This is a genomic window from Mycobacterium sp. NPDC050853 (genome assembly GCF_040653875.1).
Classification (GTDB): domain Bacteria; phylum Actinomycetota; class Actinomycetes; order Mycobacteriales; family Mycobacteriaceae; genus Mycobacterium.
Genome location: NZ_JBFAGW010000005.1, coordinates 155487 through 171942, shown reverse-complemented (window position 1 = coordinate 171942; position 16456 = coordinate 155487). Strand labels below are relative to the sequence as shown.

Annotated in this window: 16 protein-coding genes; 6 read left to right on the top strand and 10 right to left on the bottom strand. The window is 64.6% G+C overall.

Annotation, left to right across the window (positions count from 1 at the left end; translation table 11 throughout):
* Positions 1–120: 120 nt before the first annotated feature.
* From AB0H22_RS17800 to AB0H22_RS17780, 5 genes are all read right to left on the bottom strand, one after another.
* The gene (locus AB0H22_RS17800; protein WP_180751409.1) at positions 121–2049 is read right to left on the bottom strand and encodes a penicillin-binding protein 2; all 1929 of its coding nucleotides are present in this window, start codon (positions 2047–2049) and stop codon (positions 121–123) included.
* Positions 2046–3020: a hypothetical protein gene (locus AB0H22_RS17795; protein ID WP_180751410.1), complete on the bottom strand. Its 975-nt coding sequence runs from the start codon at positions 3018–3020 to the stop codon at positions 2046–2048. Before AB0H22_RS17795 ends, AB0H22_RS17800 begins: the two co-directional genes overlap by 4 nt.
* Entirely contained in the window at positions 3017–4198 is a 1182-nt protein-coding gene (gene rsmH, locus AB0H22_RS17790) for a 16S rRNA (cytosine(1402)-N(4))-methyltransferase RsmH (RefSeq protein WP_358147735.1), read from the bottom strand. The genes AB0H22_RS17795 and rsmH overlap by 4 nt, the downstream gene beginning before the upstream one ends.
* On the bottom strand, positions 4185–4616 hold the full coding sequence (gene mraZ, locus AB0H22_RS17785; RefSeq protein WP_180751412.1) for a division/cell wall cluster transcriptional repressor MraZ: 432 nt from the start codon (positions 4614–4616) through the stop codon (positions 4185–4187). Before mraZ ends, rsmH begins: the two co-directional genes overlap by 14 nt.
* A gap of 349 nt (positions 4617–4965) precedes the next feature.
* Positions 4966–5373, bottom strand: a complete 408-nt coding sequence (locus AB0H22_RS17780; protein WP_180751413.1) for a DUF3040 domain-containing protein — start codon at positions 5371–5373, stop codon at positions 4966–4968.
* 302 nt (positions 5374–5675) lie between these two features.
* Here AB0H22_RS17780 and AB0H22_RS17775 point away from each other — a divergent pair, with 302 nt between their 5' ends.
* Together AB0H22_RS17775 and AB0H22_RS17770 are read left to right on the top strand one after the other, a co-directional pair.
* Entirely contained in the window at positions 5676–6332 is a 657-nt protein-coding gene (locus tag AB0H22_RS17775; RefSeq protein ID WP_358147733.1) for a GNAT family N-acetyltransferase, read from the top strand.
* Positions 6333–6379: 47 nt separating this feature from the next.
* A complete protein-coding gene (locus AB0H22_RS17770) occupies positions 6380–7042 on the top strand; it encodes a DUF3153 domain-containing protein (RefSeq protein WP_180751415.1) in 663 nt (220 codons plus the stop codon).
* Here AB0H22_RS17770 and AB0H22_RS17765 read toward each other — a convergent pair.
* Positions 7017–7997: a methylenetetrahydrofolate reductase gene (locus AB0H22_RS17765; RefSeq protein ID WP_358147730.1), complete on the bottom strand. Its 981-nt coding sequence runs from the start codon at positions 7995–7997 to the stop codon at positions 7017–7019. The two genes, AB0H22_RS17770 and AB0H22_RS17765, sit on opposite strands and share 26 nt — an antisense overlap.
* Positions 7998–8135: 138 nt before the next feature.
* On the opposite strand from AB0H22_RS17765, the gene AB0H22_RS17760 reads away from it, so the two are divergent.
* Both AB0H22_RS17760 and AB0H22_RS17755 read left to right on the top strand, forming a co-directional pair.
* Positions 8136–9179 carry a polyprenyl synthetase family protein gene (locus tag AB0H22_RS17760; protein WP_180751417.1) on the top strand — a complete coding sequence of 348 codons (1044 nt, stop codon included), beginning with the start codon at positions 8136–8138 and terminating at the stop codon, positions 9177–9179.
* Positions 9124–10773 carry an alpha-(1->6)-mannopyranosyltransferase A gene (locus AB0H22_RS17755; RefSeq protein WP_180751418.1) on the top strand — a complete coding sequence of 550 codons (1650 nt, stop codon included), beginning with the start codon at positions 9124–9126 and terminating at the stop codon, positions 10771–10773. Before AB0H22_RS17760 ends, AB0H22_RS17755 begins: the two co-directional genes overlap by 56 nt.
* Here AB0H22_RS17755 and AB0H22_RS17750 read toward each other — a convergent pair.
* Positions 10770–11174 (bottom strand): helix-turn-helix domain-containing protein, encoded by a 405-nt coding sequence (locus AB0H22_RS17750; protein ID WP_180751419.1) that lies wholly within the window; start codon positions 11172–11174, stop codon positions 10770–10772. The two genes, AB0H22_RS17755 and AB0H22_RS17750, sit on opposite strands and share 4 nt — an antisense overlap.
* 117 nt (positions 11175–11291) lie before the next feature.
* Between AB0H22_RS17750 and AB0H22_RS17745 the strand changes: the two genes are divergently transcribed.
* Together AB0H22_RS17745 and AB0H22_RS17740 are read left to right on the top strand one after the other, a co-directional pair.
* Positions 11292–11729, top strand: coding sequence for an SRPBCC domain-containing protein (locus AB0H22_RS17745; protein ID WP_180751420.1), 438 nt, complete (start codon positions 11292–11294; stop codon positions 11727–11729).
* A 9-nt stretch (positions 11730–11738) separates the two neighbouring features.
* Positions 11739–13079 carry a protein kinase gene (locus AB0H22_RS17740; RefSeq protein WP_358147977.1) on the top strand — a complete coding sequence of 447 codons (1341 nt, stop codon included), beginning with the start codon at positions 11739–11741 and terminating at the stop codon, positions 13077–13079.
* 78 nt (positions 13080–13157) lie between these two features.
* On the opposite strand, the gene AB0H22_RS17735 is transcribed toward AB0H22_RS17740, so the two are convergent.
* The 3 genes from AB0H22_RS17735 to AB0H22_RS17725 are packed head-to-tail and all read right to left on the bottom strand — an operon-like array spanning position 13158 to position 16410.
* Positions 13158–14546, bottom strand: coding sequence for a class II 3-deoxy-7-phosphoheptulonate synthase (locus AB0H22_RS17735; RefSeq protein WP_180751421.1), 1389 nt, complete (start codon positions 14544–14546; stop codon positions 13158–13160).
* Between the two features lie 55 nt (positions 14547–14601).
* Entirely contained in the window at positions 14602–15102 is a 501-nt protein-coding gene (locus tag AB0H22_RS17730) for a polyadenylate-specific 3'-exoribonuclease AS (RefSeq protein ID WP_180751422.1), read from the bottom strand.
* Positions 15103–15111: 9 nt separating this feature from the next.
* Positions 15112–16410: a glycosyltransferase 87 family protein gene (locus AB0H22_RS17725; RefSeq protein WP_180751423.1), complete on the bottom strand. Its 1299-nt coding sequence runs from the start codon at positions 16408–16410 to the stop codon at positions 15112–15114.
* Positions 16411–16456: the final 46 nt, after the last annotated feature.

Here is a 16456-nt window from a genome sequence, read left to right as displayed (position 1 = left end):
GCGGGTTCCGGATGCCACCACCTGCGATCACCTCCTGCGTATTGTGCCGCCCCGTGTCCCTCGGGCGTCAAACGACACTACCGGGCGTGTACGGCCGTCCCCGACCGGATAAGGACGCGCTCAGACGGCCTGGAGAACGAGTGGTGGTCCGGGATCGGGTGACAGTGGCACGTTTTGGCGCCGCATCAACCAGGACGTGATGTTGTGGAACAACGGCGCGGCGGTGTTACCCGGGCGACCATCTGCGGCTCGGTGCGGCGCGTTCATCATGATGCCGACGACATAACGGGGATCATCCGTGGTCGCGATGCCCGCGAAGGTGATCCAGTACACGTCGTCGAAGTAGCACGCGCAGGCCGGGTTGATCTGCTGGGCGGTGCCGGTTTTGCCGCTCAGCTGGTAGCCCTCGACCGCCCCGGGTGCCCCGGTTCCGTTCTGGATGCCGCGCGGATCCGGTTGCAGTACCGCGCGCAGCATGTTCCGGACGGTGCGCGCAGTACCCGCGTTGACCACCTGTACCGGCTGGGGGCGCGGTTCTTCCTTACGCGTGCCATCGGGCGCGGTGACGCTTTTGACGATGCGTGGCGGTATCCGCACGCCGTCGTTGGCGATCGTCTGGTACATGCCCGCCATCTGCAACAGCGTCATTGACAAGCCTTGGCCGATAGGCAGATTCGAGAAAGTACTACCCGACCACTGCTCGATCGGCGGCACCAGGCCCTCGCTCTCGCCGGGCAGACCGACGCCGGTGCGCTGACCCAGACCGAACTTGTCCACCAGATCCATGAAGCGCTCCGGCCCTACCCGCTGGGCCAGCATAAGCGTGCCCACGTTGGAAGACTTTCCGAATACTCCGGTGGTGGTGTACTGCATGGTTCCGTGCACCCAGGCATCGCGGACGGTGACCCCACCCATGTTGATAGAGCCCGGAACCTGTAGCACCTCATCGGGATTGGATAAATCATTCTCGATGACCGCCGAGGCGGTGATGATCTTGTTGACAGATCCCGGCTCGAATGGCGAGGAGACCGAGAGATTGCCCATCTCACGGTCGCCCTGCTTGCCAAGGTTCTGTGACGGGTCAAAGGTGTTGTCATTGGCCATCGCCAGGACCTCACCGGTCTTGGTATCGAGCACGACCGCGGATACGTTCCGCGCGCCGGAGAGGTCCTTGGCCTGTTGGACCTGCTGCTGCACGTAGTACTGGATGTCGTTGTCGAGCGTGAGTTCGACGGTGGACCCGTTGACGGCGTCGTGGCGATCCCGATAGCTGCCGGGGATCACCGCGCCGTCGGAACCACGGTCATAGGTCAGTGCTCCGTCCTTACCCGCCAGCGCACTGTCCAGGGAATCCTCAAGGCCGAGAAGACCGTAACCCTCCCAGTCGATGCTGCCCACGATGTTGGCGGCCAGCGAGCCACCGGGATACTGACGGATGTCCTGCCGCTCCGCGCCGACCTCGGGGAATTCCTTGATGATCTCGGCGGCGATCGCCGGATCGACCGAGCGCGCCAGGTACACGAAGTTGTCGTCACTACGGAGCTTCTTCAGAAGGCTCTTCGCATCGGGTTTGTTGCCGAGCTTGGCCGACACCCCGGCCGCGATGTCCTGCAGCCGCCGTTCCGGCTCAACGGCCCTTATTTTCGCCGCCGCGGCCTTATCGGCGTCGCTCTTCCCAGGGTCCTTGAGGGTCATTTGGCTTTTTTCCCAGGCCTTGGCGAGCTGTTCGCGAATCTTCTTCGGCTGGAAGGTGAGGGCACGCGCCTCGATGGTGAAGGCCAGTTTGTTGCCCGCGCGGTCGACAATGGTGCCGCGCAACGCCTTCTCGGTCTCGGTGACCTTCAGCTGGCCCGAGGCTTCGGCGCGTAGACCGGCGGCACGGGGCCCCTGCAGGGTGAACAGCTGGATGGCGGCGATGGCCAGCGTCAGGAAGATGATGATGTTGCCCGTACGGTGCCGGAAGGCGAATCCGGCTGTCCGCGATACGGCAGCGACGGGCCGCCGGGTGCGGCGGGCGCCGACTGGCCGCGATCGATCCTGCCGGTTCACGCCGTCGGGTGGGGATTCGTTGTTGCCACGGGATTGAATTGTTCCCCGCTCACTGGAGAATTCGTGATATTTGATGCTTGCGGCGCGTCGGCCACGGGGGGCGGTATCGCTGCCGCGAGATCCGGCACGGCCACAACCGGCACGGGCGCCTGAGCCGCGGGCGGCGCGAGGACGGGTTCCTGTGCGGCAGGTGCTTCCGCGACGGGTGCGGGCACGACCGCCGGTGGGGCCATATGCGGCACCACCGCCACCGGAGGCGGCACGGGCGGTAGCTGGACCGGCATCTCGACCGAATTACCGGGCTTCGGAACGGCATCGGCATCATCGGGGATAGTCGTGTTCAGCGACGGCGGCGCGACACCTTCAGCCGGCTTCGGAGCACCCACTAACAGCCAGTTGCCCCGCTCGTCGCGCACCAGGTGCGCAATATCGCGAGACGGGATCATGCCGAGATCGCGCGCCGAATCTGCCAGCACAGGCGCAGATTCCGCGCGTAAGACATCACGTTCGAGGGCCTCTTTGCGCTGGAGCAGCTGCTCGTTGGAGCGACGCTGGCTACCCAGCTGATACGAGCGCTCCGCGGCATCGGTCGACAACCACAGCGTGATCGCCAGGCCGACGCCAAGCGCGCCGATGACCAGCACCACGAACGGGACCTTGGCGACCCACACATGTGGCCTCAGGTCCACCTCGGACAGGCGGGTAAGGATTCGCTCGCGCAGCGGTATCCGGATGACTTTGGGCGCCTTGGCCTTGCGAGCCTTCGCGCGGGCCTTCGCCTGCCCGGTACTGGTGGCCGGACGGATCTTTTCGGGCCCCTTACGCTGCACCGGAATCGGCATGGTCTGCGGTGAGGAACGGCGTGGCCGCGGTGACGGGCCTGCCGCGGTGGCCCTGGGCGTGGCGCTGCGACGCTTGGTGGGCTTGGCCTTCTCGGGCGCCTCCGCCGCCTTCTTACGCACCCCGATCATGCGTTCCTCCCATGCGCAGCTCGCTCGACAGCCCGTAACCGCACCGGTGCACTGCGTGGATTGGCTTCTATTTCCGTTTCATTGGCCTGCTCCGCCCCGCGAGTGATCGAGGTGAAATCCGGTGCGTCATCGGGAAGCTCGACCGGCAGGTCGATCGGCGACCGGGATGCGGTAGCGGCGGTGAACTCGGCCTTGACGATCTTGTCCTCAAGCGACTGGTAGGCCATGACGGCGAGCCGGCCACCCGGGCGCAGCGCGGCCATGGCGGTAGGTATTGCGGCCGCAAGGGATTCCAGCTCGGAGTTGACCGCGATCCGGAGAGCCTGGAAAGTGCGTTTCGCCGGGTGGCCGCCGGTGCGGCGGGTGGCCGCCGGGATGGCCGCGTACAGCAGCTCGACCAGCTGTCCACTGCGCGTGAAGGGTTCGGCGGCGCGACGCCGAACGATCTCGTCGGCGATTCGGCGTGCGAATCGCTCCTCACCGAATCTGCTGAGCACCCTGGACAGCTCGGCGGCCGAATAGGTGTTCAGGATGTCGGCCGCGGTCAGTTCGTCCTCTGCATTCATCCGCATATCGAGTGGCGCGTCGACCGAATAGGCGAATCCACGCTCGGCCTGATCGAGCTGCATGGAGGAAACGCCTAGATCGAAGAGCACTCCATCGACCGAAGATGTTGCACGGTAACCCAACCCGTCAAGCGCATGGGCCATGCCGTCGTACCGGGTATGCACCCCGGTGAATCGAGCCCCGAAGGGCGCAAGCCTCGCCCGCGCGATATCCAGGGCGTTGGTGTCGCGATCGAGACCGATAACGGTCAAGCCCGACAGCACGGAGAGGAAGTGTTCGGTGTGCCCACCTGCGCCCAGGGTGGCGTCGACAAGAACGGCACCCTCTCCGTTGGCGGCCCGTCTGGTCAAGGCGGGAGCGAGCAGCTCATAGCAGCGGTCGAGCATGACCGGCACATGGCCGAATCGGGCCCTCGAATCAGCCGGAAAATCATTGTCAGACACGGCGACACCCCTCCGGGAGCGGGAAACGCCCCTGTGGGAGCGCTGGTAGGTGCAAGGAGCCCACGAAGTCCGGTCCCTGCCCGATGGTGCGAACCTGGCGTCGGGGAAGTACGCCAGGGCCGTATCGGACAGAGGCCGCGCTGCGCGGGCTCGCTCAGAAGATGCCATTGAGGGATTCATCGCTGGCCGTCGAGAAGTTCTCTTCGTGTTCCTCCAGGTACTGCTGCCACTTGGTGGCATCCCAAATCTCTAGGTAGTCAACAGATCCGATGACGACGCAGTCCTTGGAGAGATCCGCATACCGCCGGTGGTCGGCGGACAGGGTGATGCGGCCCTGCGCGTCCGGGTGCTGTTCGTCGGTTGCCGCCGCCAAGTTACGCAGAAAGGCGCGGGCCTCCGGGTTGCTCCGGGAAGCCGAGGCGGCCTTGCGCGCCAGCTCCTCGAACTCGACCCGCGGATACACGGCGAGGCTGTGGTCCTGGCTCTTGGTGACCATCAACCCTCCCGCTAGTGCGTCCCGAAACTTGGCGGGCAATGTGAGCCGCCCCTTGTCGTCCAGCTTGGGCGTGTAGGTACCGAGAAACATCCCGTTACCTCCCTGCCCAATTGCTCGTCGGAGCTACTCTTCCCTCCGATGTCCGCCACTTTACCCCACAACCCCCCACTTTGATTCTGATTTGCCGCGTGTCTCCCCACCACGCGCCCACCTTCGAGGATTGGGACGCCGTTAGTACACCGTTATCCCAGGTCAACCCAGTGGGGACGAGTGGGGCGCCGATCTCTAGACGAGTTGATAACGATTTGGCCTGCCGGGGCCACCGGGCTTGCGAGAGATCACCCCACGCCGAGCGGCGGCGGTACGGGCGGCTCAGACAGCAACCCAGATAGCAACAGGCCCGCGCACTCGGCGCGGGCCTGTTGCTATCTGGGTAACGTCAGTTGTCGAAACGGCGGCGGAAGCGCTCTTCCATGCGCTGCGCGAACGAGCCGGCCGCACGGGGCCGACGGGTCCGGCCGATGGCCCCACCCGATCCCCCTTGGCCGACAGCGTTCGCATCGGAGCGTCGGCTGCCGATGATCGCGAAGACCGCCGCCCCGAACATGACGACGAATCCGATCACGCTCAGGACCGGGAAGTTCCCGATCTGGGTGGCAGGCACTGCAACACCGATCACCAGCATGGCCAGCCCGATGCAGAACAGCGCCGCCCCCTGCAAGCGCCGACGGCCGGAGGTCGCACCCAGGCGGCCTCCGCGCACACTCGACGCAAACTTGGGATCCTCCGCGTACAGCGCGCTCTCGATCTGGTCGAGCATGCGCTGCTCGTGCTCGGAGAGTGGCATCGGTCCCTCCCTCTGGCGCATCGCGACCGGTTGACTGTGTCGTGCCTTGTCAGTACTGGATACCAGTATTGACACCAATGTCTTCTATCAAGGGTGCCGCGGTTACAACACCCTCACGTTCATAATACGAGGTGAATACCCGTCATACCACCCGGTTCACCTATCAATCTCCCGGCCGTTCCTGCCCGGCAACACCCCACACCGCGGCGCGCCGACGGACCCGGCGAAACTCGCGTCAGCACCCAAGAATCGGCCGATCGTGATAAACCCGGGCAGTACACCGAGAGATCAAAGGACGCACGTTGACGACATTCCTGGCCGATCTGTCGCAACGCGATATGCAGCGCCGGCTCAGCGAAGCGCTTCGTATCTACGTCGTCGCCATGGGCTACCCCCACGGCACCGAGGATCAGCGTGCGCCGATGTGGCTGGAACACAGCCGCAGACGGGGTTGGCAGGCGGCCGCCATCTTCGACAGCACGGCAGCACCGCCCGATACCGGTCCTGACCAGGACCTAATGGACCAGGCACGCATCGTGGGGATTGCATACGGCTACCGCGGGGCCGCCGACCAGTGGTGGCACCAGCAGGTCAGCCAGGGCTTACGGAAGTCGGGGGTGCCGCGTGACCACATCAGCGCCCTCCTCGACCAGTACTTCGAGCTGACCGAACTGCATGTCGACCCTGGCCTGCAGGGGCACGGTTTCGGCGAGGCGCTGGCTCGGCGGCTGCTCGCGGGCCGCACCGAATCGCATGTCCTGCTGTCCACCCCCGAGATCAGCGGCGAGTCCAACCGGGCCTGGCGGCTGTACCGTCGACTCGGATTTACCGATGTCATCCGGCAACACCAGTTCGCCGGCGATCCCAGGCGATTCGCCGTGCTTGGCCGGGCGTTGCCGCTGGAGCCCGGATATCAGCAGCCGGACGTCGCCGCCGTCTGGCACGATGAGCCGCGATGAATAGCCCAACGCTTTTCACGCGAGCCGCTCATCGCAGGCCAGGGCGCGTGGCACGTATCACTGCCGTGCTGTTGTTGACAGCGCTGCCGCTGCTATCGGGATGCGTACGCGTCAAGGCCTCGATGACCGTCACCACCGACGATCACGTCTCCGGGCAGCTGATCGCCGTCGCCAAGCCACAGGGCAAGAACGACAAGGGACCCCAGCTCGACCGCAATCTGTCCTTCGCCCAGAAGGTCCAGGTGAGCGATTACGAGGAGAACGGCATGGTGGGGTCGCGAGCCATCTTCAACGATCTGACCTTCGCGGAGGTCCCGCAGCTCGCCGGGATGAACAAGAACGCCGCCGGTTTCGACCTAACGCTGCGGCGTAACGGCGATGTGGTGGTCCTGGAAGGGCGCGCCGATCTCACCGCGCTGGAAGACACCTCGAATGCCGATGTGTCGCTGGCCGTTTCCTTTCCCGGCGATATCGAATCCACCAACGGGGAGACGCTCGGCTCAGATTCCGTGCAGTGGAAACTCACTCCTGGCGTAGTCAGCAACTTCACCGCGACTGCCCGCTACACCGACCCCAGCACCCGCTCGTTCAACGGTGCCGCGATCTTTGTGACGGTGGCCGCACTGCTGGTCGGCGCCCTTGTCGCATCCATGGCCTGGCTGGCCCGCGACCAGTCCCCGCGGTTTACGCCCGACCAGATCCCGGAGTGATCCGCACCCCGAGGTTCTCCAACACCTCGGAGGTGGCCCGCGCAAAGTTCAGGGTCATGAAGTGCAAGCACGGAACGCCCTCGGCGAGTAGCCGGGACGCCATGGCAGTGGTGACCTCGACGCCGACCTTGCGGACCTCGTCACGATTCTCGTCCGGACCGTCACCGGCGGCACGGAGGAGCCGCTCCTCCAGCGCGAGGGGCAGTATGGACGAGGAAAGCTCGACCTGCCGGCGCAACGACCGCAGCGACGTAATGGGCATCAGACCCGGAACGATGGGCTTTGCACCCTGCTCCGGATCGGCGGCCACCACCCGATCGCGTAACCGAAGATAGTCGTCGACGTCGAAAAACATCTGGGTGATCGAGTACTCGGCCCCGGCACGGAGCTTGTTCACTAGATGGACCGTGTCGTGTTCCAGATCGATCGCCTGGGGGTGCGCCTCGGGGAAGGACGCCACCCCGACGTGGAAATCACCGAGGTCGCGGACCAGGCGCACCAGCTCTTCGGCGTACGTCAGCCCTCCCGGATGCGGAATCCATTCCGCATTCACATCCCCTACCGGATCGCCGCGCAGGGCAAGGATATTGGTGATGCCACGGTCCACATACGCCCCCACCATGGCCCGCAGCTCACCAACGGTGTGCCCGACGGCGGTCAGGTGTGCGACAGGCAACAGCGTCGTGTTTTCGGCTAGTTCTCCGGTCACCCGTACCGTGCGGTCACGGGTGGAACCGCCCGCACCGTAGGTGACCGAGACGAACACCGGCTGATACCGCTCGAAAACTCTTGCCGCCCGCCACAACCGGGCCTCTGCCGCCTCATCGCGGGGCGGCATGAACTCGACCGAGAACGCGACTTCGCCGGGTTGAACCGCGGCCAGGCGATCGACGATCGACCCCGGATCCTGCAGCTCGGCGACCCGTCCATCACGGTCGAGCGGGTTAGTTGTCACCTGTTAAGGATAGGTGGGATTAGTCTAGGTTCACTCCCGGCCATCCGGGGAGCCTCCGGGACAATTGCCGCACCGTGAAAGGACGCCCCGCTGAGTGTCAACGTAGCCGCTGCCAATGCCCGGCACCTGACCGATGCGGTGAGCGACCAACTGAGCCAGTTCCTGGCCGAATGCCGCGAGCACACCGCGCATATCGGCCAGAACTATGAGCATGCGATCACCGCCCTCGACCGGTTTGTGCTGCGGGGCGGCAAGAGGCTGCGCCCCGCATTCGCCTATTGGGGCTGGCGGGCGGTCACCAAAGACCCTGACCCGTGGAACCCCGAGGTGCTGCGCGTGTGCGCCGCGCTCGAATTGCTGCACACCTGCGCACTCATCCACGATGACGTCATCGACAGCTCGGCCACCCGGCGCGGCGAACCGACCATCCACGTCGAGTTCGCGGCCCTGCACCGCCAGAACGGCTGGTCCGGCTCCCCCGAACAGTTCGGGATATCTGCCGCGATCCTCCTCGGCGACCTGGCACTCACCTGGGCCGACGACATGGTGGTCGGGGCGCGGCTCTCTCCGGAGACACATACCCGGGCGCGGGGTGTGTGGTCGATCCTGCGCAGCGAGGTGCTCGGCGGTCAGTATCTGGACATCCTGTCTGAATCCTCCGGCGACGAGTCCGTCGAAACCGCCTTGCGGGTGATCCGATTCAAGACCGCCGGCTACACGGTGCAGCGACCGCTGCAGCTGGGTGTCGCGATGGCGGCCGAGAACCCGGAGATCTCACAGCTTCTCGGCGATGTCGGGCTTGATATCGGCGTAGCCTTCCAGCTTCGCGACGACGTGCTCGGGGTTTTCGGTGACCCGAAGGTCACCGGGAAACCCGCCGGGGACGACCTGCGTTCCGGGAAACGCACCGTGCTGTTGGCCGAGGCTCTACGGCTCGCGCGCATCAGCGACAGTGCCGCCGAGGATATGTTGCACTCCTGGATCGGTACACCGCTCACCGATCAGCAGGTCGCTGAAATGTGTTCACTCATAGTCGATTTGGGCGCTCTCGCGGCGGTGGAATCCCGTATCGAAGAGCACACCAACCGCGCATTGGATCAATTGGCAAGCGCCGAGATCGCCGACGATGCGCGCACCGCGCTGTCGGAGCTTGTCCGATTGGTGTCCAACCGGAGCGCATGATCACGTGAGTACATCTTCAGGGGCCCAGCAGGCCCCCCGGCCTCCGACACCCGCACCGCGGACCGGACGAGCGGCCGCCTTCCTACGGACACCCGCCGGCCGCGCCGCTATCACCGGATTCGGCGGCGCCATCCTCATTGCCATCGGCGGATTGGGCGCGGGTAGCACCAGGCAGCACGACCCGCTACTGGAATCCGTCGGACTGTCCTGGCTGCGTTTCGGCCACGGGTTGGTGGTGTCCTCGATCAGCATGTGGCTCGGGGTCGCACTCATGCTGCTGGCATGGCTCGGACTCGGCCGACACGTCATCGCGGGCAAGGTGACCAAAGAGTCCATCCTGGTTGTCATTCCGTGCTGGCTGTTGCCACTGCTCGCCTCGGTTCCGGTGTTCAGCCGGGATGCCTACTCCTATCTCGCACAGGGCGCACTGCTACGCGACGGATTCGACCCGTATCTGGTTGGCCCGGTGGAGAACCCGAACGCCTTGTTGGAGAACGTCAGTCCCATCTGGTCCACCACCACGGCGCCCTACGGACCGTTGTTCATCCTCATCGCACGGTTCGTCACCCAGATCGTCGGTGACGACGTGGTGGCGGGAACCATGCTGCTGCGCCTGTGCATGCTGCCCGGGCTGGCACTACTGGTGTGGGCCACCCCCCGAGTCGCCCAATGCCTTTCCACCAACGCCAGCAAGGCGTTGTGGATCTGCGTCCTCAACCCGCTGGTGATCATCCACCTCATGGGCGGCGTGCACAACGAGATGCTGATGGTCGGTCTCATGATGGCGGGCATCGCCCTCGCCCTTGAGCGGCACCATGTTTGGGGCATCTCGGTAGTGGCCCTAGCAGTTGCGGTCAAGGCCACAGCCGGGCTGGCACTGCCATTCCTGGTGTGGATCTGGATGCGTCGACTCGTTGAGAATGCCTCCGCACCGCACCGGGGTTCTCCGCAGCAGGGACCGCAGCGACAACGGAGCCCGCTGGTCGCATTTGCCATGGCGTCGGCAGCCTCGGTCACAATCGTCGTCGCGGTCTTCGCAGTGTTGTCCTGGATCGCCGGAGTGGGCCTGGGATGGCTGACCGCACTGGCCGGTTCGGTGAAGATCATCAATTGGCTGACCGTGCCGACTGCCGTCGCCAACATCATCAACGTCTTCGCCGGTCTTTTCGTCACCGTCAACTTCGACGCCGTCCTGGAGATCACCCGCATCATCGGCGTCATGGTTCTCGCGCTCAGCCTGCCGGTGGTGTGGTGGCGGCACCGGCATAACGACCGCGATGCGATGTTCGGGATCCTGTGGGCGATGGTGATCGTGGTGCTCATGGCACCGGCGGCGCTCCCCTGGTACTACACATGGCCATTGGCCATCGCGGCACCCCTGACCCAATCGCGGACTGCCATCGCCGCCATCGCCGGGTTCTCGACCTGGATCATGGTGATCTTCAAACCCGATGGCTCCCACGGCATGTACGTGTGGATCCATGTGCTGATCGCGGCCACCTGCGCCGCCATCGCGTGGCGGATGATCAATTCCGCACCTGAACCGCGAGACCCCGAGCCGGCCGAGGCCGGCACCCAGGCAGCGGCCGGCTAGTACCCCATTGCTTGCGCCCGGCGCAGCACTTCCCGGGCCTGATGGCCGTGCAGGGCATCGACCGGGCGGGCCGCTTCGATTCGTTCGGTAGTGCCGTCCCGGGTCACCGTGAGCGACTCGTCGCCGGTGAACAACCACTGCAGGATCTCGGGCTCGCGGAAGCCGCCGTCTCGCAGCACCGAGAGCAACCCGGACAGGTGTTTGACCACGGGACCGTCGGAGCTGAAAAAGATGACGGGAACCATGATTTCGCGATCGCGTTTGACCGCGATCAGCTCGCCATCGCGTAAGGACTGCTGAATCTTGTTGACCGGGACCCGCAGGCGCGCCGCCGCCTGTTTGAGGGTGAACATCGGCTCATCGGCGTCCAGCGTGTCGGCAACGAAGGGAATTGCGCTCATAACGAAAGACGCTAGTCGTCCCGCACCCCACCATCGGTCAAAAGTGGCCTCCGCGTGTGGTGACGCGCGTAACCTCGCACTTGATTATCGCTATATCCACACGGCGAGAGGCGAGACTTGAGTTCAGGCGACCCGACATCGATCACGTTCAGCGAGTTCTACCCGTACCCGATCGAGACGGTCTGGGATGTCCTCGTCTCGCTCGAACTGACGGCCTCACAGGTGAACGAAGTCAGCGATACCCCGGTTGAGGTCGGACAGACACGCGTCATCGTCACCCATCCGCAACCCACGGTCGGATTCGATGGCGTGGTTCGCACCACCTACACCAGCGTGGTACCTAACGAGCACATCGAACAAGTGGTGACCGCCCCCGGAATCGAAGTGACGTCCCGCTGGAATCTGCTCCCGGAGCCCGGCGGCACACGGCTCCGAGTCACCTATAGCCGGTTCGACCCCACCATTCCCTTGCACCGTCAATGGCGAACCATGCTGTTTTCGGGGGCAGGGCCCATCCTCACCTCCCTTCGCGAAATGCTCGACAAGCGACATTGACGAAGGGGCATACCCGCATCACTCGATACCATCGATGCGATGACATCGCCCAAGTCCCCGACCGGCCGCGTCGATCCCATGATCGGTGCGGTGCTCGATAGTCGCTACCGCATCGAGGCTCCGATCGCGACGGGCGGCATGTCGACCGTGTATCGCGGGCTGGACACCCGGCTGGACCGCCCGGTCGCCGTGAAGGTGATGGACAGCCGCTACGCCTCCGACACCGGGTTTCTCGCACGTTTCCGGCTCGAAGCCCGTGCCGTGGCACGGCTGCGTCACCCCGGGCTGGTTGCCGTCTTCGATCAGGGCTTAGACGGTAAGCACCCGTTCCTGGTGATGGAGCTGATCGTCGGGGGCACCCTGCGGGAGCTGCTACGCGAACGCGGCCCCATGCCCCCGCATGCAGTGGCCGCGGTTTTCCAACCGCTGCTGGGTGGTTTGGCGGTCGCGCACCGGGCCGGGCTGGTGCACCGCGATGTCAAACCGGAGAACGTCTTGATCTCCGATGACGGCGAGGTCAAAATCGCCGATTTCGGGCTTGTCCGCGCCATCGCCGAAGCCGGCATAACCTCCACCAGCGTGATCTTGGGCACCGCGGCGTATCTGTCCCCCGAGCAGGTACGCACCGGGTCGGCCGGCCCACGAAGCGATGTCTACTCGGCGGGCATTCTGATGTACGAATTGCTCACCGGTTCAACGCCATTCACTGCCGATACGCCACTGGCACTGGCGTATCAGCGCATCGATCGCGATGTGCCGGCACCCAGCGAGGCGATCGACGGCGTCCCAGAGGAATTCGACGAGCTGGTGCTGCGTGCCACCTCCCGGGACCCTGATGCCCGCTACGCGGATGCCGCACAGATGGGCGCCGAGCTGGAGGCCATCGGTGCCGAATTGCAGTTGCCGCCCTTCCGGGTGCCCGCCCCCAAGGACTCCAAACAGCATGTCGCCGAACAGCTGTACCGCAGTCATCTCATCGATTTGGGCGGCACCGACGCCGCCCCGGCCCGCGACCTCGATGCCGCCGATACCGCCTCGGCCGCGGCCGCCTTGGGTGTCTCTCCACGCCCCCAGTCCCCCGCAAGCGGGAGGTACTCGCAGCCCCGAGTGCCCAACCCGACTCGGATGATGGACCCCGTCTCCGCCTACAGTCCCGAATACGGTCGGGAATTCGATGGCGAATCCGACGATTCGGCGTTCTTCTCCGATATCGACGACTCGGATTACCGGTACGAACGTCAGCAGAGCCGCCGTGCGATCTTCATGTGGCTGGTGATCGTCCTCATCATCACCGGCTCGGTGGCGGCTGGATGCTGGTCGCTGGGCGCCAACATCACCAACCTGCTCTAGATTTCCCTCCGAGCGCGCAGTTATGCACCCAGTTTCTTGCGCAATGCGTGCATAGTTGCGCGCTCGAGCAGGAAGTGACTAGTCCCTGAGCATCTCCGCGACGAGGAACGCCAACTCCAACGACTGCTGGGTGTTCAGCCGCGGATCGCATGCCGTCTCGTAGCGACCAGCCAGGTCGTCATCCGAAATATCCTGTGCCCCACCGAGACATTCGGTGACGTTCTCACCGGTGATCTCGACGTGGATACCACCGGGATGGGTACCGAGCGCATTGTGTACCTCGAAGTAGCCCTGCACCTCGTCGACAATCCGGTCGAAATGCCGTGTCTTGTAACCACTGGGCGACTCGTGCGTGTTGCCGTGCATCGGATCGCACTGCCACACCACCTGATGGCCGGTCGCCTGCACCTTCTCGATAATCGGCGGCAGCAGATCCCGCACCTTCGAGTTCCCCATCCGGGAAACGAACGTCAAGCGACCCGGCTTGTTGTGCGGGTCAAGACGTTCCACGTATTCAACGGCCTGATCAGGCGTGGTAGACGGGCCGATTTTCATCCCGATCGGGTTGGCGATGATCTCGGCGAACGCCACATGCGCATGATCGAGCTGCCGGGTGCGGTCGCCGATCCACAGGTAGTGGGCCGACAGGTCGTACAGCGCACTCTCGCCGTTCTCGTCTTCACCCAGACGCAGCATGGCACGCTCGTAGTCGAGCACCAGGGCCTCGTGGCTGGCGTAGATCTCGGCGGTATCCAGGTTCGAATCCGCCACACCGCAGGCGCTCATGAACTTCAGTCCGCGGTCGATCTCGGAGGCCAGCGCCTCGTACCGGGCACCCGCAGGCGAGGTGCGGACGAATTCGCGGTTCCAGTCGTGCACCAGGGCCAGCGAGGCCATCCCTGAGCCCGTCACCGCACGCATCAGGTTCATGGCGGCGCTGGCATTGGCGTAGGCGCGCACCAGGCGCGACGCGTCGTGCTCGCGCAGCGCGGCATCGGGGGCAAAACCGTTCACCATGTCGCCGCGGTAGGACCTCAATCCGAGCGCGTCGGTGTCAGAGCTGCGCGGCTTGGCGTACTGGCCGGCGATACGGGCCAGTTTCACCACCGGCATGCTGGCCCCGTACGTCAGCACCACTGCCATCTGCAGCAGCGCCCTGATATTGGCCCGGATATGCGGCTCGGTGTTATCGACGAAGGTCTCGGCGCAGTCGCCGCCCTGCAGCAGGAATGCCTCACCGCGCGCCACCTGGGCGAGCTGGCGCTGCAAGCGCTGGATCTCGGCGGGGACGGTAATCGGGGGCACGCTCTCCAGCACGGTCCGCATCGCCGCAGCCTGATCCGCTGGCCAGCTCGGCTGCTGAGCAGCAGGTTTGGCAAGCGCGGCATCGAGGCGCGCACGCATCTCGGCCGGGAGCGGCGGGAGCTCCGGCAATTGGTCGATGGGGACGTCGACTGTCCAGTTCACGAAACCATCTTAACCGTGCCTTATAGCGGATTTTCTCGCCCGAATTGTGTACCGATCAGGCTTCGGGGGTCATTGCCCGGTAGCGAACCAGGTTGTACCGGGCATCGACCAGCGCATCATGGGAATCGGCGGGCCGTTTCGGCATATCGGGGCGCCCCCGGTCCTGCCACAGCTGTTTGAGCTCCAGGGTGACGCGCGGTACCGGCTGCGGCAGGTCTGTCATGGCTCCCCACAGCTGGCACAGCGCCACATGGTCATAGGCGCCGACCCAGGCCCACAGCTCGACCGGGTCGCGCTGTAGGTCTGAGGCGTTGCGGCCCAGCCCCAAAAAATCGGCGAGCTCATCGCGGATCTGCCCCCGGGAGCGCCATAGCGGCGAAGATAGCGGCGGAAGTTTGGGCAGCACGTGCTGTCTTACCCATGGGCCTGCCCGCTGCGGATCGAAGGCGGTGGACACCGCGTAGTACTCACGCCCGTCCTCGCAGACCATGCCGATGGAGATCAGGTCGATGGTGCGGCCGTCGTCGATGAACTCGGTATCGTAGAAATAGCGCACGTACGCCGCCTAGTTATGCGCCGGAGAAGCCGGCGCCAGCTCGTCTGCCTGTAACGAATCATCTTCATGCACAACGTTATTCGCTTCCACCGAGCCTCGCCGCAACCAAACCCAGCTGGCAACGAGTACCGCGAGGTGAACGAACACGTAGAGGCTCGGGATCAGATCGTTCAGGATGCCCCCGGGCCGCAACGTCAGTGCCCCGGAGTCCGGTGTCTTTCCGCTCAAACTCGTGAACCAGGCCGCGAACACCACACAGAACGCCCACATAGTGATCGCGGATGCCCGTTTACCCAGTACGTAGCCCCGGTAACCCAGGTGGACGACCAACGGCACGAACCACACCCAGTGATGACTCCAGCTGAACGGCGAGGCCGCCGCCGATGCCATACCCACGATGGAGATCGCCAGCAATAGCTGGCCGCGCCGGTACGCCATAACCGCGACCACCAGGCTCGCCACCATCACCAGTGCCGACAGCGCAGTGGCCAGCCCGGCCGACAGATCCAATCTGAGGAACAGTCCGCTGACGCTGGTGCTCGCGGTGGGGTCGCGGGTGATGCGGCTGATCTTCTCGAAGGCGCGTTGCACCCAGTAGTAGTGCGACGCCGAGGGCAAGAATATGAATCCCAGGCCGATCGTGGCGATCAGTGTGACGGTGGCGACGATGGCCGCGCGAATCCGTCCGACGACGAACAGAAAGACGATGAAGATCATCGGGGTCAGCTTGATACCGGCAACGATGCCGATGCCGATCCCGGCCAGTTTCCACCGCTTGGAAGCGAGGATGTCCGTCACCACCACGGCCAGGATGAGCAGATTGATCTGACCCAGCTGAATGGAGAGCCGCACCGGCTCCAGCCACGAAACCAGCCCGACCAGCAGAGCCAACAACCCCCATAGTCCGGCCTTGACGGACACCGACAGCCAGGTCAACATGCGCCACACCGAGTAGACCAGCAGCGCCGGGAACACTATGAGCGACAGGACCTGTGCGGTGAAGTCGGTGATGAAAGCCAAGGGGGTGAACACCAGTGCGGCGAACGGTGTGTAGGTGAACAGCAAATCGTCGATCTCACCATTGCGCCCGATCGAATACAGATCCAGACCGTCCAGCACGCGCGTGCCACCGAATCGATAGACCAAGACGTCGATTTGCAGCGCATACGTGGGCCAGTGAATGAACACGAACGCGTGCAGCAACAGCGCAACCGCGAGGACAAGCGGCCCACCCCAGGTGATCCATCCCGCGACTCGACGAGTGGAGTCGCCGTCCGCGTCGGTGGTTTCGGTTATTGAATTCGGCACGGCCCTCGCATCTCTCAGTTATCCCGCCGGTGGGCTCAAGACTAGC